The organism is uncultured Tenacibaculum sp., from assembly GCF_947498805.1.
In the GTDB taxonomy this organism is placed as follows: domain Bacteria; phylum Bacteroidota; class Bacteroidia; order Flavobacteriales; family Flavobacteriaceae; genus Polaribacter.
This window is the reverse complement of sequence record NZ_CANMLT010000002.1, coordinates 438,269-462,301: the sequence shown is the minus strand read 5'-3', so window position 1 is coordinate 462,301 and position 24,033 is coordinate 438,269. Positions and strand designations below refer to the sequence as shown.

Genomic DNA, 24,033 nt, shown 5'->3' with positions numbered 1-24,033 from the left:
TTATCGTACAAAACGAACCGAACTAATTTTACCATTAGTAACTTCATAAATGGCAACTGCTTTAAAGGTGTTGCCATTTGCTGTTACTAACTCTTCGTCAATTACAACATTTCCTTTTACAATTCTACTGGTAATTTTACAGTGTAAATCTGTTGTCTTTTTAAACATTGGAGCATAGCGTTTACGCATTTCCTCAATCCCTTGATAGTTTAATTCATCAGGATACGTATACACCTTTACGTCTTTAGCATAAGGTTTTAAAAAAGCTTCTATATCTCGTTTGTTATAAGCTTCTAATTGCTCTTGCGCTAGTATTCTTGGAGAAACTACAGCAGTAATAGCTAGTTTTGTTGCGTCTTTATTCACTGTTATTCTTGATATATTATTAATGTTTTCATCTTTAAAGTTATGAAAAACAGACCAGCTTTTATCAGTAGTTGGATTGAATTGATACAAGGTGTTTTCATAAGGAATTAAAATATTACCGTTTGGTAACCAACAAATATCTTGAGCAATACCTGTATTCGTTATTTTTTTAGTTTCCTTGGTCAGTGGGTTTAAAGACCATACTTCCCATTTTTTTCCATTTTGTTTCATAAAACTTACTAATTTCGAATTAGGAATTTTATGAAAAGAACGTCCAACTTGTTTCGTAATAGATGTGTTTACTTTCTTTTTTAAATCACTTACAAAAAGATGGAGGCTATCATTTACAATTACTGAAGATATCACCGTGTTTTTGTCGTACCACATTGGATATGCTACTACCAAATCTTTAATGATTTCCTTATTTTGTCCAGAGCTAAAATTATATTGATAGAATCGTTGTAAACCATTTTTATCCAATCTTACAGCAGATACATCTTTTGAGTTAGGGATTCTTTGAGGTGAATATTCACTTCCTTTAGTAGTGCTACTAATGAAGTTTTTACTATGGGTGTTTAGATTGTATGCTAGAATATCCGTTTGTCCGTTGTTATTAGAAGCAAATATAACAGTGTTGTTATCGTAAAAATGAGGTTGACTATCATATCCATCATTATTAGAAATGTTTTGACCATTGGAAACAGTCCATTTTTTATTATTTTGTTTTAAATCAAATAAATGAACTTCAGTATTTGTTTGAGCAATAGCATAAGAGGTAATAAATAATGAGAATAATAGCTTTTTCATTGGTAATAGTATTAGGTATCCAAAATACAAAATCCAGAGCTTTAAAACTCTGGATTTGATGAATAATCTAAATTAAATTTCAAAACTTATTCCTTTACGAACTTTTTTAAGATTGATTCATTTTTGTCTGTAACCATTTTAACCGAGTAGACACCTTTTTCTAGTTTAGATACATCAAGAGTAGTAGATGTCGTTTCTAGAACTTTTATAGCATTTAGATTATAGATTTCAATTTTTTGAATGTTTTTTCCTCCTTTGATATTTAAAATATCTATAGTTGGATTAGGGTAAATTGCTATTTCAGTGCTTGTTTTATATCCACCTATAGGAGAAGGTCCAATAACTGATTTGTCCGGTAGTACTGCATCGATTGTTTCTGCACAAGGATAAATGCTATATGTAGCACCACTATCTTTACTCCAAGAACTATTTGGTGTAAAGCCATTGTCAATTTGAATACATTTCAAGTTTGGATTATTAGTAACATTAAAAGTTGTAAAAATGCTATTCATTCCATTTGCAACATTTACTGTTTTTAAATCACAATTCCAGCTACTTAAGTTATTTAGACTTGTATTCTTAACTAATGATAATTTTTCTATAGGATTTCCCGCACAAAAAAGAACAGTTAAGTTTACGTTTTTATCTACATTTAACTTCGTTAGGTTATTTCCAGCACAAGCCAGAAAGGTAAGGTTTGTAAAAGCCTCTATTCCTGTTAAATCATTAATGTTTTTACTACCAATATTTAGATATGGTCCGTAGGCTTGTGCCTCAGAAACTTGAATTTCTCCATCGTTATTTGTATCAATTGCAGGAGTGTTATTTAACAAAGCATTTTTAAAATTACTATCTGGGATATTCACAATTTGTGATGAGCTACTTTTATATCCTGTTTTTGGAGCAGGAACAAAAACAGTTTTATCTGGTAATGCAGGATCTATACTTTGTCTACAAGGATAATTGCTATAGACTGCATTGGCATCTTTATTCCAATTGCTTAAAGGATTAAAATATCGATCTATTTGAATACATTTTAAGCTTGGATTTTGCCTTAGATCAAAAACTGTTAAGGCCGCATTATTGCCATTGGCAACATTTACACTTTTTAAATTATTATTATATGCGTAAAGAGTTTGTAACTGATTGTTATGAGTTAAAACTAACTTTTCTAACTGATTCCCCATGGCGAATAACATCGTTAATTTTGTGTTATATCTGAGATTTAAAGTGGTTAATTTATTCCCATCACATGCTAGTATTGGTGTGTTGATAAAGGCTTCAATCCCAGTTAGGTCAGTGATGTTTTTACCCGAAACAACAATTGGATTTGTCCATGCATGTGCTTCAGAAACTTGAATTTCTCCATCATTGTTAGTATCAATGCTGTGGGTGTTACTTAATAGTGCATTTTTAAAGTTGGAGTCAGGAATGTTTACGGTTTGACTAAATCCTAGATTGGAAGCTAAGAATAAAGCAAGTAAAGTAATTGTTTTTTTCATTTTAATTTTATTTGTTGGTTATTGATTTGTGAAAACAAAGTAAAAGGGGAGAAGAGGTTAATGAATAAAATACTTTCCGAAATGCTTATTTGGTTTTCCGAACGAGAAACAAAAAATCCACCTTAAGTAATTAAGATGGATTTTTATTGTTAAATAAAAATAAAATTAACTGATTGATTTTATATAAGATGAAGGTAATAAACCGGTATGTTGCTTAAAATACTTAGCAAAAGAATCTGAACTTTTATATCCAATTTCTTCTGCTATACTTTGTATACTATACAATCGAAAACGTTTATCATTTTGAAGTTTCTCAAGAACAAAATGTATCCTTAAATCATTAATGTAACTATTAAAGTTTTTTTGATAATGAGAGTTTATAACAATTGAAAGATAAGATGTATTAGTTTTTATTCTTTTAGCAGTGTTGTACGCATTGCACTCTTTATTTAAATAATATTGTTCTTTTTCTAACTTTTTTAATCCAATTAAAATATGTTCGATAATTTCTTTTTTTATAGGAGAAGCGTTTTTCTTTGAAGGTAACTGTTGAGTTAATTCGGGCACATTTTTTCTGTTTTTAAAATAATAAAATAAAAAGATGCCGATTAAACCAGTAACAACAGTAAAGCTCACCAAAAGTTGATACTTTATTTTGTGTTTTTTAGATTTTAAATCATTTAATTCTTTTGATAAAGAAGTGATTTCTTTCTTTTTAATAGTAGAAGAAACAGAGTTTAAGATATCCGTAAAGCTTTTAAAAGCAACTACATGATTATCATAATATTGATTAGATTTCTTAAAATCACCTAATTGTCGATAAGAATTTGCTAAGGAAAGAAATTCAGAATTTAACAGTGGGCAAGAAGGAGTATTTGTAATAGGTAAATTTTTAATAAAGTTAGAATTTTCTATAATTGATATTGATTCCTTAAATTTTCCCTGTAGATAATAGATATCAGAAAGTAACAATTGATTGTAATAGTCTAGAGGATGTCTTAACGCCTTTTGTAAATTTAATTTTGCCTTTTCGTCATCATGTAAACGAGTAGCTATATAAGCTTCCATGAGATACATTTTCGATAAAGCCAGATCATCTTTGATATTTAAAATTTCATTTGTATGAATAGTATTGTATTTAATTAATGTATCAAGTTCATATGGTTTTTGAATTCTATAATATCTAAAAAAACGTTCTGAAATGTCTACTTTTAAAAGATTTAGGTCTTTCTGAAAGAAGTTAGGATAGGTATTGTTTTTTAACTTTTGATACAAATTTTTTAACTCATCTAAACCTTTGACTTCATCTATAGTGAAAGAAATAATGTAAGAGTGATATAATTCAGCGTTTAATTGGGTTATTAGATCTTTTTCTTTTTTAGCTAAAGAAGCACTTGCTTGAAATAATTTTAATGATGTCGCCCAAGTTCCATTAAAAAAGTGACAATATGCTTCTAAGAGTTTCAATTTTGCTTTGTAAGGTTTATTAATCGAATGATTAGAAACAAATTCTTTATAAATGTTTACGTATCTATAGTTTTCTAACAAATTTCTATTTTTCATATCAACTATGGTATTTAAAAAATAGAAATCACTCTTTAAGGTTGGACTTTCTTTTTGTTTTATAGTTAAAAATAAAGTATCCAATTCTTCAGAAACTCCTTCAAAACCTTCTGCTTGGAACCTTAATTTATAATAATTGATTGATTGATATAGTGTTTTTCCAGTAAGCTTTTCAAAAGAAACATTAGCGCTAGGTATAGTGCTTTGTGCTTTTGATACGATACTTATCAATAAGAACAAATAAGCAAACGGAAAAATCTTTGAGTATATCATACTTGTATTAGAGTAGAGTTCAGGCTAAATGTAACAAGTAAATAGTATTAAAATTTGAGTGGAATCCCATATTTATAAATTTAGGGCAACTGTTGTTATGTAAGTTTTTGATTTTGTTTTTGTTATGAGTCTTGTTGTTTTGGTTGAATTTGTTAGTATTTAGGTGTCAAAATTTATAAATACAGGAATACTTCATTTGTTATCCCTTTTTTTATAAACTTTCTTTGAGGTGTTACTTAATTAAGAACAATTTTCGCGAAGAGAGACAGAAGCTTTAAATGTCTGAAAATAATTTAAGGTATTAATTTTTAAAGAACAATAGATTATGAAAAAAACAATTTTAAATTTAGGAACAAGTATTAGTAAGAATGAGCAAAAAGAAATAAAAGGAGGATTACGTCATTTTTTAGGTAATGAGTGTAATACAGATTATGATTGTCTTTTAATTGCTGAACAAGGTTCTGGAGTTAAATGCTGCTCTGGAAGTTGTATAATTACTCCTGCTCCGATTTATCTTGAAGGATTAACTTGTGCTTAGTTTTATAATATTTAAGCTTTAAACTAAACCGTAAGGAAAAAAATCCTCAGGAATTTACCCTGAGGATTCTTTATAAAACATTATTCTATTAGTCGTTTGTTTAACGTTGTAGTTTTTAAAAGCTACTATTCGACTATTTTTTAAGTTTATATAAATGGATCGAGATTATTTATTTTACAGAAACTATCCATCTATTAATTTTATTTTCTAATAAAGCTAAAGGAATACAACCTGTCTCTAAAACTTGATTGTGGAATTCTCTAATATCAAACTTATCACCAAGTTCTTTCGAAGCTTTATCGCGTAATTCTCTTATTTTTAACTGACCTATTTTATAAGACAATGCTTGCCCAGGATTGGCCATATAACGTTCAATTTCTGAAATGATACTTGCTTCGCTTTCTGCTTCATTATCTAATGAATACTGAATAGCTTTCTCACGGCTCCATCCTTTGGCATGCATACCTGTATCAACTACTAAACGAATTGCACGGTGCATTTCCATTCCTAACATTCCGAAGTATTGATAAGGATCTGTATATAAACCTAATTCTTTTCCTAAATTCTCTGTATATAAAGCCCAACCTTCTCCGTAAGCACTATACCATAATGTTTTTCTAAAAGCTGGTAATTCTGTACTCTCTTGTGTTAAAGAAATTTGATAGTGATGTCCAGGAATAGCTTCATGTAAGAATAAAGCTTCATCAGAAAACACATTGTATTTAGAAGCATCAGGAATTGGCGTATAGAAAACTCCCGGACGTGTTCCATCTAAAGAACCTGGATTATATTCAGCACTTGCAGAAGCTTCTCTGAATTTTTCTGTTTGTTTTACGATAAATGGAGTTTTAGGTTTGTTACCAAATAATTTTTCCAATTGCGGTTTCATTTTTTCATGAATAGCATTGAAATTGTCTATAATTTGTTGAGGCTCTGTGTACGGCATTAATTCCTTGTTATCACGAACATAATTGAAAAACTCTTTCAGAGTACCTTTAAAACCAACTTCTTCTTTTACTTTTTCCATTTCTGCCAAGATACGAGCAACTTCTTTCAATCCTAATTCATGGATTTCATCAGCGGTCATATTAGTAGTGGTGTAATTTTTAATTGCATGTTGATAGTATTCTTTTCCTTGAGGAACACCATCAACTCCACTATCTTCTCTACCAGCAGCTAAATAATCTGTTTTTAAGAACTCATAGATAGCTTTAAATGAAGGAATCAATTTATCATTTAATATGCTAGTATAGTCTTTGGTAAGCTTGTCTTTTTCTTCATTAGAAAATTCAGCTGGAAAGTTTTTAATTGGAGAGAAGAAAAGGTGATCTTCTAATTTTGTAGTAGCTAAAACTTCAAATTGCGGAATTACTTTTTTGATTAATGACTTGGGAAGAACGTATCCTTCTTTAATTCCTTGTTCCATACGAACCTTAGCAGATTCCAACCAAGTGTTATATTGTTCTAATCTACGTAACCAATTTTCATAATCTTTAACTGTAGTAAAAGGCTGTGCACTACTTCCACTAGCTAATTGACCCATGGTTAGATTTACTGTCCACATTTGATTAATAGGCATTAATAAATCATTTTTATAGCTTGCTTGTGCTAAGACCATATCACAATCCCAATCCAACACAGCTTTACTCATTTGTTGACTTTCCGTTAAGTCAGCATCTTTAAATTGTGCTAGTTTAGTTTTATAATCATTGAAAAAGTTATTGCTTTTTTGTCCATATTCATCCGACAGAAAATTAGGAAACTGATCATTATAACGACTATCACCAGCAAAGGTTGCATTCAGTGGATTTAACTTTAGTTTTCCTTCGTTATAATCTTTTAATAATTGATTAAATTCAGTGTTTTCTTGAACAGGGGTAGTAGTTTTAACTTCCTGTTTTTCTTGTTTACATGAAACAAATAGGGTAGTAGCAGTTACTATAGTAAAGAAGATTTTCTTCATGGTTATATTTTTTATTGCAAACAAATATACCAAAAAGAAAATCTAAGATTTTGTGAAATCAATTATGTTTATAATACCAAAAAGGAATTTCGGCAACTCTTTCTATGTTGTCTTCTTGAGTTTTGATATTTCGTACTTTCCTTTTAATAGCAATTAAATGTCTTCCTTCGGGTATATCTTTTAAAGGAATAACACTTTCAAAGCCCAGTTGTTTGTTGGTTGTATTAATAATAAAATCTGAAGAGAATTTAATACTATCAATGACAATGCTATAAGTATCATTAAAAGTATTTAAATACTTCGTGTAAATGCTATCTCTTTTACGAGAATAACCTTTTTTTCTTCTAAAAAAGTTAAAAAAACTACTATTTAGACCTCTTTCATCTTTTTCAGGAACTAAGTTCTTATTTCTAGCTAAAAGAATATCTTCAGTTTTTTTCTTAAAAGGGATAAAGACAGTTACATAGGGTTTGTTAATAATTTTTGTTGGAATAGCTACGTCTTTTACAAACTCATTTTTTTCAAGTAAATCTAAGTAGTTATTGTTTCTTGCGTAGTTTATGGATGAATAGGATTTCGTATCTAAATAGTTAGATCTTACATTGTTTAAAGTACTTAAATACAAGATAGACATGTATAAGGGGAATAAAATTAAGGCGATTCTACGTCCAAATTTGTTGTCTAAAAGATTGTATACTAAGGGTCTATATAAGAATGATAAGGTAATGATACTAAATACTTTATATATAGGCATGTATAAAAAAGAGGTCCATTCTTTTTTCTTTAAATATCCTAAGGTTATAAAATCAATAAAAACAACAAAGGCTAAACCTAAAAAGCCTAACGTGAAAAAACCATAAAAGAAAGCTCCTATTTCACGAGAAAATAATAAGCCTTCCATAAATAAGTTTCCGGCAAGGATGACAACAAAAATAACTGCGAAAAAAGAGATTAGATAAAACAGCGTAATAAAGGTTACTGCAAATAAGATACTACAGTAGTTTTCTAATCGAGCAATATAACCATCAAAAGAACCTACTTTCTTTTTTAAGTACTTAGTAAAACGTTCGTGATAATTGAGTTCTTCATAATCAATATCATTGGAAACATATCTTAAACCAATAGCTCCAATCCATAACCCACGTAAAATTACATGCACAACAAGGTTAATAATCAAAATATAGCAAGACAGTCGAATAACAGGATAATAGAATCGACCATAATGTTGAAGAGCTACGGCTTCGTTATGAGCTGCTTCAATGGGTTCAATTAAACTAATTAAACCAAAAATGGCAAACCCAGTAATAAGTAGTTCTAATTGCCAACTTTCTTGCTGTAATTTATCTAAAAGATCTTTAAATTTTGAGTTTTTATAATCGTCATTCATAGTAAGTTTTTTAATTGATCGGATTACAAAAAAACAAAACCTCTTTGATTAAACAAAGAGGTTTTTTATAGTTTACATAAGTATATTACTTATTTTATCAATTCGTAACTACGCTTTATAAAGTTTGTTAACTCTTCACCGTGTAATAAGTTTTGAGATAATTTAGCTAAATCAAACGCTTGTGTAACTAATTGTTTTTGCTTGTCTTCATCTGCATTTAAGATGTCGCTTACTAATTCATGATTGGTATTTACAACTAGATTGTACATTTCTGGTAAATTACCCATACCCATCATTCCTCCGCCACCACCAGAAGCTTGCATTTCTTTCATACGACGCATAAATTCTGGAACCGTAATAATAAAAGGAGAAGCACTAGAATCCATTGCTTCTAATTGAACCGTATAATTAGTATTGTTTACAGCTCCTTCAATTACTGGTTGTAACTTCTCTTTTTCTTCTTCAGAAAGTTTAGAAATTACCGTGTCATCTTTCTTAATTAAGTTATCTACATGATCAGCATCTACACGTTTAAACTGAATTTTAGCATCTCCAGAGCTCATTTCTAGCTTCTGCATTAAATGACTTACAATTGGAGAGTCTAATAATAATACTTCATATCCTTTTGCTTTTGCATCTTCGATGTAGCTATGCTGAGCATCCTTGTTTGCAGCGTAAAGAATAATGTGATTACCATCTTTATCAGTTTGCGCATCTTTAGTTTTTTCAACTAATTCATCAAAAGTAAAATATGCATCATTTACAGTAGGGTATAAGGCAAATTTCTTAGCCTTATCGAAGAATTTTTCTTCAGATAACATTCCGTACTCGATAATCACCTTAATATCGTTCCACTTTTGTTCAAAATCTTCACGGTCTTTCTTAAATAAAGAAGATAATTTATCGGCTACTTTTTTAGTAATATATCCTGAAATTTTCTTTACAGCACCATCTGCCTGTAAATAAGAACGTGAAACGTTTAAAGGAATGTCCGGAGAATCAATAACTCCTTTTAACATTTGTAAGAAATCAGGTACAATTCCTTCAACATTATCTGTAACAAAAACTTGGTTTTGATATAGTTGAATTTTATCCTTTTGGATGTCCATGTTTTGAGATAAACGTGGGAAGTATAAAATACCAGTTAAGTTAAAAGGATAATCTACATTTAAATGAATGTGGAATAAAGGCTCCTCAAATTGTGCTGGATATAATTCTCTATAGAAAGTTGTATAGTCTTCAGCTTCTAAGTCAGCTGGCTTTTTTGTCCAAGCAGGAGAGGTGTTGTTGATAACATTATCAACTGTTTTAGTTTCTGGCTTTGCATCTTCAGCAGCATCTTCTGGTAAAGGCAACGTTTCTTCTTTGGTTCCGAATTTGATTGGAATTTGGTTAAAACGGTTGTATTTACTTAATAATCCTGAGATTTTATGATCTTCTAAAAAGTCTTTTTCATCTTCAGAAATATGTAAAACGATCTCTGTTCCTCTTTCAGTTTTGTCATGTGCTACTAAAGTGTATTCTGGAGAACCATCACAGGTCCAATGAGCAGCAGGTTCATCTTTATAGGATTTAGTAATAATTTCTACTTTATGTGCTACCATAAAAGCAGAGTAAAAACCTAATCCAAAATGTCCAATAACCCCTGTTTCGTTATTAGAGTCTTTGTATTTTTCTAAAAATTCCTCAGCTCCAGAAAACGCAATTTGATTGATGTATTTTTCAACTTCATCACCAGTCATACCTAAACCTTGGTCTATGATATGAAGTGTTTTATTGTCTTTATCAATTTTAATTTCGATTTGTGGAGTACCGTACTCAACTTTAGCTTCACCAATAGAAATTAGGTGCTTTAATTTGGTAGTTGCATCAGTGGCATTAGAAATAAGTTCACGTAAAAAGATTTCGTGATCAGAATACAAGAATTTTTTAATCAGTGGAAATATATTTTCAACCGATACATTAATGTTTCCTTTACTCATAAGTATATATTTTATTTGATATTATTTTCTGATGAGAGTTTAGTCAAAAAAAATACCAAATATAGATTAATGACAAGATGACATAAAAAAACGCCTTCACATTGTAGTAAAGGCGTAGGATTTGTTTTTTGGACGTTTATTTTTTGTTTTTAACGTGCTTTTCTAACCATTGATCTTGTTCCCAAAGCATGTGCATGATAGATTCTTTTGCTCTATAACCATGACTTTCTTTTGGTAACATTACTAACCTTACTGGGGCACCTAATCCTTTTAACGCATTAAAATAGCGCTCACTCTGTAAAGGATAGGTTCCAGAGTTATTGTCTGCCTTTCCGTGAATTAACAATAAAGGGGTTTTCATTTTATCTGCGTGCATAAAAGGAGACATGTTGTAATATATTTCAGGAGCTTCCCAATAGTTACGCTCTTCACTTTGGAATCCAAATGGTGTTAAAGTTCTATTGTACGCACCGCTTCTTGCTATTCCAGCAGCAAATAAGTTCGAATGTGATAATAGATTTGCAGTCATAAATGCACCATAAGAATGTCCACCTACAGCAACTCTATTACGATCTATATATCCTAAATCATCTACGGCATCAATAGCTGCTTTTGCATTTCCTACTAATTGCTTTATAAAAGTATCGTTTGGTTCTTCTTCACCTTCACCAACAATAGGGAAAGAGGCATCATCTAATACTACATAACCTCTAGTTACCCAATAAATAGGAGAACCGTACCAAGGATAAGTAAATTCATTAGAACTAGAGGTACTTTGTCCTGCACTGCTTTTATCCTTAAATTCTCTAGGATAAGCCCACATAATCATTGGATATTTTTTCCCTTTTTCATAACCCTTTGGTAAGTATAATGTACCAGATAATTCTAATCCGTCTTCACGCTTATATTTGATTACTTCTTTATGAACATTTTGAATACTTTTAAATGGATTTTCAAAAGTAGTTAATGGAGTAGGTTTTGTTTTCTTCTTTATATTTCTGACAAAATAGTTAGGAAACTCATTTTTAGATTCAAGACGCACTAAAATTTCACCTTTCTTCATATCTAAAGCTGTTAGAATTCCTTCAACTTTATCGGTTAATTTTGAATGGTATAATCTTGTTGTTTTTTGAGTTTTCAAGTTTAGTTTATCTACAAAAGGAAATTTTCCTTTTTTACTATACCCATCTCCAATTAAAAATATGTCATTGCCAACCATTTCTAAGATATATTGCCCATATTTATTACGTTTAGTAACAAAAGTTCCTGGGTCGCTATATCTATCTTGATAATTTCTATCTTCAATGGTAGTTGGTTTTACTCCATTATTTGAAGGATTGAATACATATGATTTGGTATTTCTTGTATTCCACCAATAATCTTGTGCAATAGCTGTTTGATCATTACCCCATCTTATACTATAAAATCTACCAATTGTTTTTAATAAAGGCGTAGCTTTTCCTTTAAATGGAGCAGCTAATTCGAAGACTTCATCCCTAAATTCTACTTTGTTTTTAGGATCTCCACCGTCTAAAGCTTCAGCCCAAAATAGGGTTGCAGGTTTATCACCACGCCAAGCGATATTTCTTTTCCCTTTTCTAACAGCCATAAATCCTTTTGGAAGATCCTCGATTAAAGGAACTTCTAAAACAGTGGTAACCAGTTTAGCATTAGTATCATAAACATTCGTTTTAGCTGGAAATCTGTAATAAGGTACTAGGTAAGAAAATGGTTTTTGAATAATCGTAATCATTATATAGTTACCATCTGGAGAAAAAGAAACACCTCTATACATATTGCTTTTCATCCATTCACTTTTAGTACCATCAAGATTTACTTTTTGTAATTCAGATAAGGCTAATTGTTCAAAATTATGCTCATCAGTTTTATTTTTTAAAAGATCTTGATATGTACGGTTTTGTGCTTTTTTACCTTTTTTATTTACAGAAATGGTAGGACCTGTAGGAATACTTAATTTCGTATCAATTAATTCTTTTTTGTTTTTAGAAACAAACTTTACTAATAAAGACTTACTATCTTTAAACCAAGAAAATGGTCTACCCATATTAGCATTAAGAGTAGCTGAAGTTAATTTTTTAGCATTTTTACCTTTGATGTCTAAAACCCATAACTCTACTCCAGTGGTAGTTGTATTGGTAAAAGCCACTTTTTGTTGATCTGGAGACCAAGAAAAATAAGCAAAACGGCCTTTGTTTGGTAAGCCGGTAATGGTAGTTTCTTTACCATTTCTACCAATTCTAACTTTTACATTGTTAAAATAACTTTGTCTGCTATTAATGTTAGTCTTCGGATTAATTCGTAATCCTCCAAGACGCATTTCTTTTTCTGATAATGTTTCAATACTCTTATAGTTACTTCGGTATAAGAATAAAATGTTTTCAGCATCACTACTCATCCTAATTCTAGGAGTTTGCGGAGCATTTGCCAGTTCTAAAATTTCTTTTGCAGGTTCTTGGTATCCAATATTTTCTTGAGAAAAGCTCAAAAAAGAGATACTAAGTAACAATAGTAGACTTATTTTTTTCATATAGATATAGTTTTGAATCTCAAAGATATAACCAAGATGTTTGAAGGAAATATCGTAAATGTTAAAATTAACTTAAATACGATTACGCATGTTTAGAAATATCAGAGAAATAAAAAAGGATGAAGTTTTAATTTCATCCTTTTTTTATTATTGACTACAGTTACCGTCTATGATTTCTTGTCTTGATGGATTAAAAGCATTATTCCAGATAAGGCTATCTGCTCCAATTTTTTCAAAATTATTTTTTACAAGTGAAGTTATAGCGCATAAATCAACAAGGTTTGTATTATCTTGTATAGAAAAAATAACGACATGGGATTGTTTTATTCCCGTTAGTTTTTTTAGGTTAGACAGTCCATTTAAATTATACAAATTTTGATTCCTTATTATTTGTAAATATCCAACAGATGATAATTTCATTAAATTTTCTAGGTTGGTTATTTTAGGGTTACCTAAAACACTTAAAATAAAATCAATTGACCGTAGGTTATCTAATCCCTTTAAACTAGTTAAATTTTCATTGGATTGTATAAACAAACTATGCTCTAAATATTTGACTTTTTCTAGTCCCTCGAGGTTAACAAGTGACTTGTTTTCAATTATATCAATTCCCGTTACAGAATTTAAATTTTTAAAACCGTTGATGTTTCGTAGGTTAATGTTATTCCTTATTTCAATTTTTTTATCAACCTTATGAAGTTGTTTTAAACCATCTATATTTAGAACGGTGAGATTATTAATACGTAAATTACCAGTAATTCGAGTGTAATTGTTTTCTATGAATTCATGATACTTTTCATTTGTGTCTAAAATAACATCACCTTCAAAAATATGTTCGTTAGTAATATCATTATTATCAGTGCAAGACCATGAAAGAAGAAGTAAAAGTGCAGTAGTGAATAATTTTTTTACTATGGATAGATTAATTTTCATAATCGTATTTTGGGTTTTATTGACTGCAGTTTCCATTAATTATATCTTGTTTAGTAGGGTTGTATTTGTTCGAAGAAACTAAGTAATTATAGTTATTACCGGTAGTTAAGACATTTGTTAATCCACAAAAATTGGTTAGATTTTCATTCGAATTAACGTATAACCCACCAACGGTTTTTAGATTTTCTAAATGATCTAAGTTTGATATTGCTGGATTATAATTTATAATTAGTGAAGTTTGAATATAATTCATATTACTAAGTCCCTCTAAGTTTAACAAATTCTGGTTTCCTTCAATTGTTAAATATTCTAAAGAATTTATTGAACTAAGACCAATTAGATTTAACAAGTTAAAATTTCTCAATATTTTAATTTGGTTTACTGAATTTAGGTTTTCTAATCCATTAAGGTTTTGTAAATTTTCATTATCGTATATTTCTAAAGAATTAATTTTTAAGAGCTTTTCCAACCCATTGAGGTTGTCTAAGGAATTGTTAAATCTAATAACTAAACCACTTAAACTAACTAAGTTATTAATTCCAGCGAAACTGATTAATTTTTTATTATTTCCAACGATTAATCCAAGTATTGAATTTAGTTTTTCTAGTCCCATGAGATTTGGTAAGTTATCATTAGCTTCAATTTCTAAAGATCTTGATACCCTTTCTAAGTTATTTAAACCTGTTAAACTGGTTAAATGGAAGTTTTGGAGTATTTTACCTTCATAAATATACTTTAAACGTTCTAATCCAATAAAGTTCTTGAGTTTATAATTGGATTGTACTTCAAAAGATCTTGATATTTTGCTCAAATTATTTAGACCATCAAAGTTTTCTAATGAATTATTATGTTTAACATCAAAGAACTGAATTTCGGTTAATCCAATAAGACCTTTAAAATTAATAAGATTACCATTTCCTTGAATATCAAAAGTGTGTTTAAATGAAGTTAGGTTTTCAAGCCCTTCAAAATTTCTTAAAGAATTATTTTCTCTAACCGAAAAAACCTGCATGCGATTAGCTACTGAAATCAAACTATTTAATCCTTTGAAATTTAGTAGTTTATCGTTTTTTTCAACAAAAAATCTGGCTTCTATTGTAGTAACATTTTCTAGTCCCTTAAAATTTGTTAATTGGTCATTATTTCTTACTGTGAAATCCGAATTTATTTTTGTTATACCGTTTAGTCCTTCAAAACTAAGTAAATTGTTATTGTTCCATATCGTCAAACCTCCATTAAGCTGTTTTACATTTTCTAAGCCTTTTAAGTTGATTAAATTGTGATTATCCTTGACATATAAATGGTTTAAAACTTTTAAGGTATTTAGTTCTTTAAAATCAGTATTTGATAGGTTCTCAAGAAACAAAGTTCCAGTAACTTCAGTATACCCAAACTTAATAAAAGATTTATATTTTTCGTCTGAGTCAATAGTAATATGTCCCTCATAAATGCGGTCAGTGCTAGTTTCAATTTCACCATTACAGACTGTAATGTCTCTAATTTTGTTATCAGTTTCAAAAACAAATTCATCAGTTTTTACAATGTCATTAGCGCCGTCAAATACTCTAATTTGTACAGTATATGTTGATGTTGTATTATAGTTGCATAATAATGAAGTAACTGTATAATAACCATCTTCATTGGTATAAGCACTTATGGTACTTTTTTTATTACCATTGTCTAAAATCATAATAAAAGCTTTATTTCTAAGAACTTCGTTGTTACACTCTTTTAAGAATCCATGAAGAGTAATGATTCTTGGTTTAAAATAAGAAATGATAAGTTCTTTAGAACTAGTCTCATTGATTATTTCGTTAAAAACAACAATGTTTTCACAAGAGGTAATAATTTCAATTTTATAGAGTGCTCCTTTAGGAGCTCCATTAATTTTAAATACTCCTTTTTCGTCTGTTTCTATATAGATACTATATACTCCATTGTTGTTGGTAGCCTTTATAATTGCTTTTTGATTTGCCAATAATTGTCCATTAGTATCTTTTAAAACTACAGTTAAATCAATCGTTTCTCCTGGAATATCGAGGTTATAAGTAGAAAAATGTGTAACCTTAGCTGTATAAGAATTCCCATTTTTCGTTGCGGTTCCAGTTTGAACCCAAATTCCCTTTTCTTCATTTAAATGCCAAAGAGGTATTGTTGTAGGATCGTTGTTTAATGCAGGTAATGTAATAGTAGCTTCCTTACCTTCAAAAATTTCTAATTCATTTCCATTTGTATCGGTTAAATCTACTTTAACCATTCCTTTTGAAATTAAAGATTGAAGACTATTGTTATCATCTAACCCTACCAGTGTTCCTGGCATAGTTTCAGCAAAATTTGCGGCAGTTGGATTATAATATGTTACCGTAGTTGTTACTTCCCCTTCAAATAAATCACCTTGTTGATCGGCAATGGCATCTTTTGGAAATTTAATTGAAATTCCACCATCGGAAACGGTACCACCCTCAATGGCAGAAAAGGTTTTTATAAAAGTAGGTTTTAATAAAGTGACAGTAACGTTAGTAACCCCATTTGAAGAAGGAGTAACAGTTTTTACTGTAGAACTAAATCCATTTGCTTCTACTTTAATTGATTGAAATTCTTTATTCACATTGATATTCTCAATAAGAAGAGAACCATTACTATTGGTTTGAACTCTCTTATCTCCAATAGAAACAGTAGCATTTGGAATACCACTTTTATCTTGATCTAGAACTGTTATACTGAAATTAGTACTTATAGTTTCAGTAGTTATAACTTTAGTTAAACGATTAGTTTCATTATTGTTAGCTTCTATGCCAGTGTTAATACCAGTTGTTTGCTTTTGTATGATATCATCTTTACTACAAGCAGATAGTAATGTAAAAGTTATGAACAAACTTAAATATTTGTTTATAGCAACTTTATTAATTTTCATAATCATGGTTTTGATTTTAGCGGTGCAAAAGTAAGTTTTTACTTCTAAAAATTTCGTTGTTTATTTCTAGTTGCACTTTTTTGATTTTTGTTACCAATGTAAATTGATTAATTGCTCTATCTAAGTTATGGTTTGGGTACTTAACTTTGTAGTAAATATTATCATTTAGATAATCGGTTAGAAATCTCAATCCCATAATAAAAGTCATTATTTTAGGACTGTGAGGTAAGAGGTGAATTTCTTTTGAAGTTAATTTTCCTTTTAAAAATTTAAAAAAACCTGAAGAATAGTGTTTAAAGTAGTTAAAATTAAAGTTTACTTTTTCTAAGTCCATTTCATCTTCAGGAGCTGTACTACAAATAGTTCTAATGGCATCTCCATAATCAAAATGAATACAACCTTTCATAACAGTATCTAAATCAATCAAACAAATAGCATTTTTATTTTGATCAAACAAAATATTTGAGATTTTAGTGTCATTGTGCGTTATTCTCAGCGGAATTTCATTGTTATTCAAAGCATGATCAAGAACAATCATTTCTTCAATATGATTAAAAACGAAATTTATCCATTCTTGCGCTTTCTCTTTTCGTATTTGTGAAGTAGTAGTTAAGGATTGTTTAAATTGTTCAAAACGCCATGATATAGAGTGAAAATTAGGTAAAATCTCAATCAAGTTTCCATTAAAATCTGTAGTGTTTGCTAAAAAGTTACCAGTAGCTACACCAGCTTGATATGCTATATCGTTTGATTCAACTTGTAAAAATGTTTGAGAGTTTTCAATATACTTGGATAAGCACCAATAATTAGCTTTTGCATCCTCAATATACATTTTACCCTCTTTTGTTGGAATGAACTCTAGGCTTTTACATCCCTTTTGTAACAAGTGATTGGCAATAGCAACCTTGTTTTGAATTAGATCAACGGAATTTTTAAAAACATTTCCATTTATTTTTTGAAGTACATAAGAAGTGGAACTATCAGTATATATTAAAAATGTATCATTAATATGTCCAGAATTAAAAGTTTTAAATTCTCTAAAACTAGTATCAATGTTAAATTGAATGAAAATTTGTATTAATTCTTGTTCCATAAGTTTAAAGGATATATACCTTCTTTTTTATAAGAAGTAATTTGTGAGACTACCGCTGCTTTATCTTCTTTATAAGTAACTCCCATCCAGTTAGCATCGGTTTCAATCACTTTAACAGAAGTATTATTCTTTTTAAGTAGATGATTTACAACTGTAGGTAAGTAGAATTCATTTTTTTCTGTTAAATGATTTTCTTTTAAAAATTGATAAAAGAGTGGTTCTAGTTCTTCAAATATAGTAGGAGTAAAGCCCCAAAAATTCATTGAAACTAATGTGTTTTCTTCAATTTCTTTTTCTTGATTATTATCAATGTATACAATACGTTTTTGAATAGCGGAAATATTAGTTCTTTCAATCACTTGTTTCAAATTCCCATCATTATCTAAGGTACATTCACCTCTTGAAACACTTCCGCTCTTAGAAAGCGTATTTTTAATTCTAAAACCAATCATTGCATATGTATTCGTATTTTGTAGGGTGTTTGCAAAAAAAACAGCCATTTTACTAAAAGATGACCTACCATAAAAGTCATCAGCATTTATGACGCAAAAATTGCTGTCAATAGTATCTTTAGCAACTAGAAGTGCATGTGCAGTACCCCAAGGTTTTTTTCGGTTGGGGTTTATAAATTCAGAAGGAACATCGGTTATCTCTTGACAAACAAATTCAATATCAATTAGATTCTTTAATTTATGGCTATAGGAGTTTTTTAAGGTATCTAGTATTTCTTTTCGAACGATAAAAACAACTTTTTTAAAACCACATTGTATGGCGTCATAGATAGAGAAATCAATAATAGCTTCATTTTGATCACTAACGGCATCTACTTGTTTCAATCCGCCATATCTGCTTCCCAATCCCGCTGCAAGAATTACAAGAATCATAATTTTTATTTTAAAAGGTGAATATAATTTAAATTGATTGATTATTTTGGTCAAAACTAAATTTAACTTCATGAATTTAACTTCGATTGACTACGCTTTTATTTTCATTTTTTTCAGTATTACTTTAGGAATCGGAATTTGGGTTTCCAAGAAATCTAAACAAAGTACTTCTGAGTATTTTTTATCTGGAAGAAATATGCCTTGGTGGTTGTTAGGAGTATCTATGGTGGCAACAACTTTTTCAACAGATACACCTAATTTAGTAACAGACATTGTTAGAACAAATGGAGTTTCAGGTAACTGGGTTTGGTGGGCTTTCTTGTTAACGGGAATGTTAACCGTTTTCATATATGCTAAACTATGGAGAAAGAGTAAAGTAACAACAGATTTAGAGTTTTATGAGCTTAGATATGGGGGAAAACCAGCAAAGTTTTTAAGAGGTTTTCGATCATTATATTTAGGTGTATTTTTCAATGTATTGGCAATGGCAGGAGTAACTTTAGCTGCTATTAAAATTGGAGAAGTAATGCTTGGATTATCACCTATTCAGACCATAGGAATAGCTTCAGTAGTAACAGTTGCATTTAGTGCATTAGGAGGTTTTAAAGGAGTGGTTTATACCGATTTTTTATTGTTTTTCGTAGCAATGATTGGAGCAATAGGAGCAGCGGTGGTATCTGTAAATCATCCAGAAGTTGATGGATTAGGAAATTTATTAACCCACCCAAACGTAACAGATAAACTATCTATTTTACCAGATTTTAGCAATAAAGAATTATTAATTTCAATTTTTATAATTCCTTTGGCGGTGCAATGGTGGAGTGCTTGGTATCCTGGAGCAGAACCTGGAGGAGGTGGATATATAGCACAAAGAATGTTGGCTTCAAAAGATGAAAACCACGCAATAGGTGCTACTTTTTTCTTTAATATTTTACACTATGCATTACGTCCATGGCCATGGATTATTGTTGCACTAGCTTCATTAGTAGTGTTTCCAGATTTAGCAAGTATAAAAGAAGCGTTTCCAAATGTTTCAGATAGTAAATTAGGACATGATTTGGCATATCCAGCAATGTTAACGTACTTACCTGAAGGTTTAGCAGGAATAGTGTTAACTTCACTGATAGCTGCCTATATGAGTACAATCTCTACACATTTAAACTGGGGTGCATCATATATAGTAAACGATTTTTACAAACAGAATGTTAACCCAAACGCATCTGAAAAAACGTTGGTAAATGTAGGGAAGCTGTCTACAGTGGTTTTAATGATTTTTAGTGCAATACTAGCATTGTCATTTACAAATGCATTGGAAATCTTTAAGTTCATCTTAATGTTTGGAGCAGGTACTGGATTGATCTTTCTATTACGTTGGTTTTGGTGGCGAATTAATGCATGGAGTGAGATATCGGCAATGTTAGCTTCAGGAATATTCTCATTAATTTTTCATTATAATTCTGAATATTTGTTTGGAGCAGAGGGATTATTTGAGAGTTATTGGCAATTTCCATTGGTAGTATTACTTACAACACTTGTTTGGGTGTTAGTAACTATTTTAACAAAGCCAGAAGATGATAAGGTATTGATTGAGTTTTACAATAAGATTCAGCCTAAAAAGGAAGGGTGGAAACCGGTTTTAAGTAGTGCTAAGGATCAGGGAATAATAATAGAAGAGAAGGAGGTAAGCACTAATTTAACAGATGGGTTATTAGCCGTCTTTATAGGATGCGTTTTAGTCTTTAGTTGCCTTTTTGCAACAGGTAATTGGATATATGGAAATTATGGGCTGGCTGTAGGTTTGTCGGTTTTAACCTTAGTTTCTGCTTTTGGATTACTTAAGCTATGGAAGAAAATTAAGGTGAATTTCTTGTAGTGAATACTATGTACATAATAAAAAAAAGCACCTGTGAAAACAGGTGCTTTTTTTATTATGTTGAATAAAGAATTATCTTCTTCTACGTCTTCTACTAAAGTTTTCCGAATTCTGTCCTTTTTTATTAGAACTCTCACTACGTCTTCTTCCAAAACCTTTACTAGGCGTTTCGTCGTTACTTCTTCTTTTTCCGCTAAATTGACCTTTTCGACCTCCATCTCTTCTGCCACCATCTCTTCTTGATCCTCTTCCGCGTCCGCGTCCGCCACTTCCTCTATCAGTTTTAGTAACTTCAACGTTTACATTTCTACCATTAAAATCAGGGCTATTAGCCGCAAAAGCTTCTAAGGTATCACCTTCAAAGTTTTTGTCGATTTCAAAGAAAGAGAATGTGTCTAAAATATCAATAGCTCCAATCTCAACTTTATCACCAATCTTTTGATCATTGATTAATCCAATTAATTTCGCTGGATTTAACTTGTCTTTTCTACCAATATTAATAAAGAAGCGAGTCATGTTTTCATTTGAAGATCTTCCTCTTGAATTCTCTCTTGATGATAAATTATTTAAATCAGGAGCGTTTTCATAATAAGATAAGAAGGTGTTAAATTCTAATGAAACGAACTTTTGAATTAGTTCTTCACGACTTAAATCTTCAAGTTTATCATAAATACTTGGTAAAAAACTTTCAATTTGATTCGTATTAACCTCTGTATTTTGAACTTTATCAATTAAATGAAATAATTGATTTTGACAAATTTCACTTCCCGAAGGAACTGGGGTATGCTCAAATTTCTTTTTTATAATTCGTTCTATCGGACGTAATCTACCTTGTTCCTTTTTTGAAACTAAAGCAATAGAAATTCCTTTGTTTCCAGCTCTACCAGTTCTACCACTACGGTGGTTATAGTTTTCTATTTGATCTGGTAATTTATGGTTAATAACATGCGTTAGGTTATTAACATCTAAACCACGAGCAGCTACATCGGTAGCAACTAATATTTGAATATTTTTTTTACGGAATTTTTCCATCACAGAATCACGCTGAGCTTGTGATAAATCACCGTGTAAAGCATCTGCGTTGTATCCGTCTCTAATTAAATTATTTGCAACTTCTTGTGTTTCTCTACGCGTTCTACAGAAAACAATTGCATAAATATTAGGATTTAAATCAGCAACTCTTTTTAAGGCAGGGTAACGAGTTTTTTCGTTTACTAAATAGTATTCGTGGCTAACATTGTCTGAACCTTGATTTTTTTGTCCTGAAGTAATTTCAACAGGATTACTCATATAGTTGTTCGCAATAGCTTCTACTTCTCTTGGAAAAGTTGCAGAGAATAATAATGTTTGTTTGCTATCAGGAGTCGCTTCTAAAACTCGATCAAGTTCATCCTTGAAGCCCATGTTTAACATTTCATCAGCTTCATCTAATACTAGCCATTGAACATTACCTAATTTTAAAGCTCTTCTTTTGATAAGATCAACCGTTCTACCTGGTGTTCCTACTACAATTTGAACCCCTCTTTTAAGCTTTCTAATTTGTTCTTCTATGTTAGCTCCACCATAAACCGTAGCAACTTTTAAGTTTGGTAAGTACTTAGAGAAATCTTCTATGTTCTTTCCAATTTGAACAGCTAACTCACGTGTTGGAGATAAAATAATAGCTTGTGTATTTGCATTGGTCTGATCTGCCAATTCAATAATCGGTAAACTAAATGCTGCAGTTTTACCAGTACCTGTTTGAGCAAATGCTTTTAAATCATCTGTAGATGCAATGATTTGAGGAATGGCTTTTTGTTGAATAACTGTTGGTGTTTCGTAACCTAAATCAGTCAACGCCTTATTAATAGGTTCTTGTAAACCTAAATCTATAAATGTAGACATAAATGTGAATTTTATTGAATCCACAGATGCCCATCTATGAATTCCTTAATATTTAATTATAATCTCTGTTAAGGAGATTTTTGGACGGCGCAAAAGTACGTTAAATAAAATAAACAGAAAGAATGAATCTAATGTTTTTCTAAATTGGCTATTTGATCGTTTAATTTTTCAGAGCTTAAACTGGTATAACCGTTTTTAACAATTCCTTTTTCATCTACAAGAATCATTCTAGAAAATTTACTCGACAAAAACTCTTTGGCTTTACTATTTTCCGAAAGTCTTACTTGATTTTTAATGTCAATATCCTTTGTAAAACAAGAAGCGTTTTTACAAGAATTTACAATTAAGAAATTGATTTTTGGGTTCGTTTTGATAAGATGATTAATTCTTGAAGAAACATATTCATCAGAAGAAAACTTGTGGTTTTTAAAGTAGATTACAGTCTTTTTACCTTTTGAAAACTTTGATACATCAACCATTTCTCCAGTAGGAGCAATCAACTCAAAAGAAGGAAGTTGATCTCCTTTTTTTATTTTTTTGGTGTCGTTTATCAAACGCTGAATTTCCTTTTTATCATCAATACTTGTGCTAAACTTAAAGAAGGTATACAATGTTTTTTGACTGTTGTAATTACAGGTTTCTGAAAAGAAATGTTTAACTGTAGTATTAAACAATAATCTATTTCGTACTTGCTCATCTTTAATATTACTATTGATACTATTTAGTAATTCCAGTGTGATGTTTTCTGAATTTTGACTAACTCCTTTTTGATATACATCATTATAAATACTACTTATTACAAGTTGATTATACGGGTAATAAAACATAATGGAATCTAAAGAACGATTTACATTTTCTCTATAGTCAAAATAGTTATCAACCAATTTTTCAGGAGTCTTTTTTAAGCAGTTTTTTATTGCTGATTTCTCTAAGAAAATATATGGTTGGTGTGTAAGAGCAATTTTTAATAAACTTAAAAATCGTTCTGAAGTTTCAGGAAAGTTGTTTTTATAACTATTATAGTAGGTATCCTTTATTTGTAACAGCGAATCTGTTTTTTCTTTTAGAAGATTAGAATTTAATTCAAAAGTTTCGTAAAGGAATTTTTTATCGATCTCGTTGTCCAAAAAGATTTCAATTAAGGCATTGTTTTTTTCTGCGTTGTCTCCGCTAAAAACAAGTGACTCATCAAAATCCCAAGTGTTTAAACGAATTAGAATACTATCTTTTGGTTCAATATAAACATATTGGTGTTCAGGACCGTGTTGAAAAAAGTACAATCCTTCTTTAAGATTTTTGTATCTACTGTTAAAAGTGTTGTCTGATTTTAAAGGAATAGTATCAGTAAATTTATCGTGATCTGTAAGTAGTACAAATTTAGATTTAGGATTAATAATTTTACCACCAAATGAAGTTAATTTTTCTTCTTTGGCACCATTACATCCTACTAAAATTAGGAGAAGAAGGGGTAATATGTATCTAGTCATTAACACTGTTTTCAACTTCAATCAACAAATAACATT

Annotated in this window: 15 protein-coding genes; 2 read left to right on the top strand and 13 right to left on the bottom strand. The window is 30.1% G+C overall.

Annotated elements, in window-relative coordinates; genetic code table 11:
- From Q0873_RS05065 to Q0873_RS05055, 3 genes are all read right to left on the bottom strand, one after another.
- Complete coding sequence (locus Q0873_RS05065; RefSeq protein ID WP_299104811.1) at positions 1 to 1,173, bottom strand: nuclear transport factor 2 family protein; 1,173 nt, start codon at positions 1,171 to 1,173, stop codon at positions 1 to 3.
- An 86-nt stretch (positions 1,174 to 1,259) separates the two neighbouring features.
- Positions 1,260 to 2,675: a T9SS type A sorting domain-containing protein gene (locus Q0873_RS05060; RefSeq protein ID WP_299104809.1), complete on the bottom strand. Its 1,416-nt coding sequence runs from the start codon at positions 2,673 to 2,675 to the stop codon at positions 1,260 to 1,262.
- Between the two features lie 165 nt (positions 2,676 to 2,840).
- The gene (locus tag Q0873_RS05055) at positions 2,841 to 4,511 is read right to left on the bottom strand and encodes a helix-turn-helix domain-containing protein (protein WP_299104807.1); all 1,671 of its coding nucleotides are present in this window, start codon (positions 4,509 to 4,511) and stop codon (positions 2,841 to 2,843) included.
- A 325-nt stretch (positions 4,512 to 4,836) separates the two neighbouring features.
- Between Q0873_RS05055 and Q0873_RS05050 the strand changes: the two genes are divergently transcribed.
- Complete coding sequence (locus tag Q0873_RS05050) at positions 4,837 to 5,049, top strand: hypothetical protein (RefSeq protein ID WP_299104806.1); 213 nt, start codon at positions 4,837 to 4,839, stop codon at positions 5,047 to 5,049.
- Between the two features lie 169 nt (positions 5,050 to 5,218).
- Here Q0873_RS05050 and Q0873_RS05045 read toward each other — a convergent pair whose 3' ends face one another.
- The 8 genes from Q0873_RS05045 to Q0873_RS05010 form a co-directional block, all read right to left on the bottom strand.
- Positions 5,219 to 7,012, bottom strand: coding sequence for a DUF885 domain-containing protein (locus Q0873_RS05045; protein ID WP_299104804.1), 1,794 nt, complete (start codon positions 7,010 to 7,012; stop codon positions 5,219 to 5,221).
- 58 nt (positions 7,013 to 7,070) lie between these two features.
- Complete coding sequence (locus Q0873_RS05040) at positions 7,071 to 8,399, bottom strand: hypothetical protein (RefSeq protein ID WP_299104802.1); 1,329 nt, start codon at positions 8,397 to 8,399, stop codon at positions 7,071 to 7,073.
- A gap of 89 nt (positions 8,400 to 8,488) precedes the next feature.
- Positions 8,489 to 10,381: a molecular chaperone HtpG gene (gene htpG / locus Q0873_RS05035; protein ID WP_299104800.1), complete on the bottom strand. Its 1,893-nt coding sequence runs from the start codon at positions 10,379 to 10,381 to the stop codon at positions 8,489 to 8,491.
- Between the two features lie 136 nt (positions 10,382 to 10,517).
- A complete protein-coding gene (locus Q0873_RS05030) occupies positions 10,518 to 12,929 on the bottom strand; it encodes a prolyl oligopeptidase family serine peptidase (RefSeq protein ID WP_299104799.1) in 2,412 nt (803 codons plus the stop codon).
- Positions 12,930 to 13,076: 147 nt separating this feature from the next.
- Positions 13,077 to 13,898 (bottom strand): hypothetical protein, encoded by an 822-nt coding sequence (locus Q0873_RS05025; protein WP_299104798.1) that lies wholly within the window; start codon positions 13,896 to 13,898, stop codon positions 13,077 to 13,079.
- Entirely contained in the window at positions 13,879 to 16,776 is a 2,898-nt protein-coding gene (locus Q0873_RS05020) for a carboxypeptidase-like regulatory domain-containing protein (protein WP_299104797.1), read from the bottom strand. The genes Q0873_RS05025 and Q0873_RS05020 overlap by 20 nt, the downstream gene beginning before the upstream one ends.
- 16 nt (positions 16,777 to 16,792) lie before the next feature.
- Positions 16,793 to 17,869: an aminoglycoside phosphotransferase family protein gene (locus Q0873_RS05015; protein ID WP_299104796.1), complete on the bottom strand. Its 1,077-nt coding sequence runs from the start codon at positions 17,867 to 17,869 to the stop codon at positions 16,793 to 16,795.
- A complete protein-coding gene (locus Q0873_RS05010) occupies positions 17,854 to 18,753 on the bottom strand; it encodes a sugar phosphate nucleotidyltransferase (protein WP_299104795.1) in 900 nt (299 codons plus the stop codon). Before Q0873_RS05010 ends, Q0873_RS05015 begins: the two co-directional genes overlap by 16 nt.
- 70 nt (positions 18,754 to 18,823) lie before the next feature.
- Between Q0873_RS05010 and Q0873_RS05005 the strand changes: the two genes are divergently transcribed.
- Complete coding sequence (locus Q0873_RS05005; protein WP_299104794.1) at positions 18,824 to 20,626, top strand: sodium:solute symporter family protein; 1,803 nt, start codon at positions 18,824 to 18,826, stop codon at positions 20,624 to 20,626.
- 72 nt (positions 20,627 to 20,698) lie between these two features.
- Here Q0873_RS05005 and Q0873_RS05000 read toward each other — a convergent pair whose 3' ends face one another.
- Positions 20,699 to 22,510 carry a DEAD/DEAH box helicase gene (locus tag Q0873_RS05000; protein WP_299104793.1) on the bottom strand — a complete coding sequence of 604 codons (1,812 nt, stop codon included), beginning with the start codon at positions 22,508 to 22,510 and terminating at the stop codon, positions 20,699 to 20,701.
- A 128-nt stretch (positions 22,511 to 22,638) separates the two neighbouring features.
- A complete protein-coding gene (locus Q0873_RS04995; RefSeq protein WP_299104792.1) occupies positions 22,639 to 23,997 on the bottom strand; it encodes a hypothetical protein in 1,359 nt (452 codons plus the stop codon).
- Positions 23,998 to 24,033 lie beyond the last annotated feature (36 nt).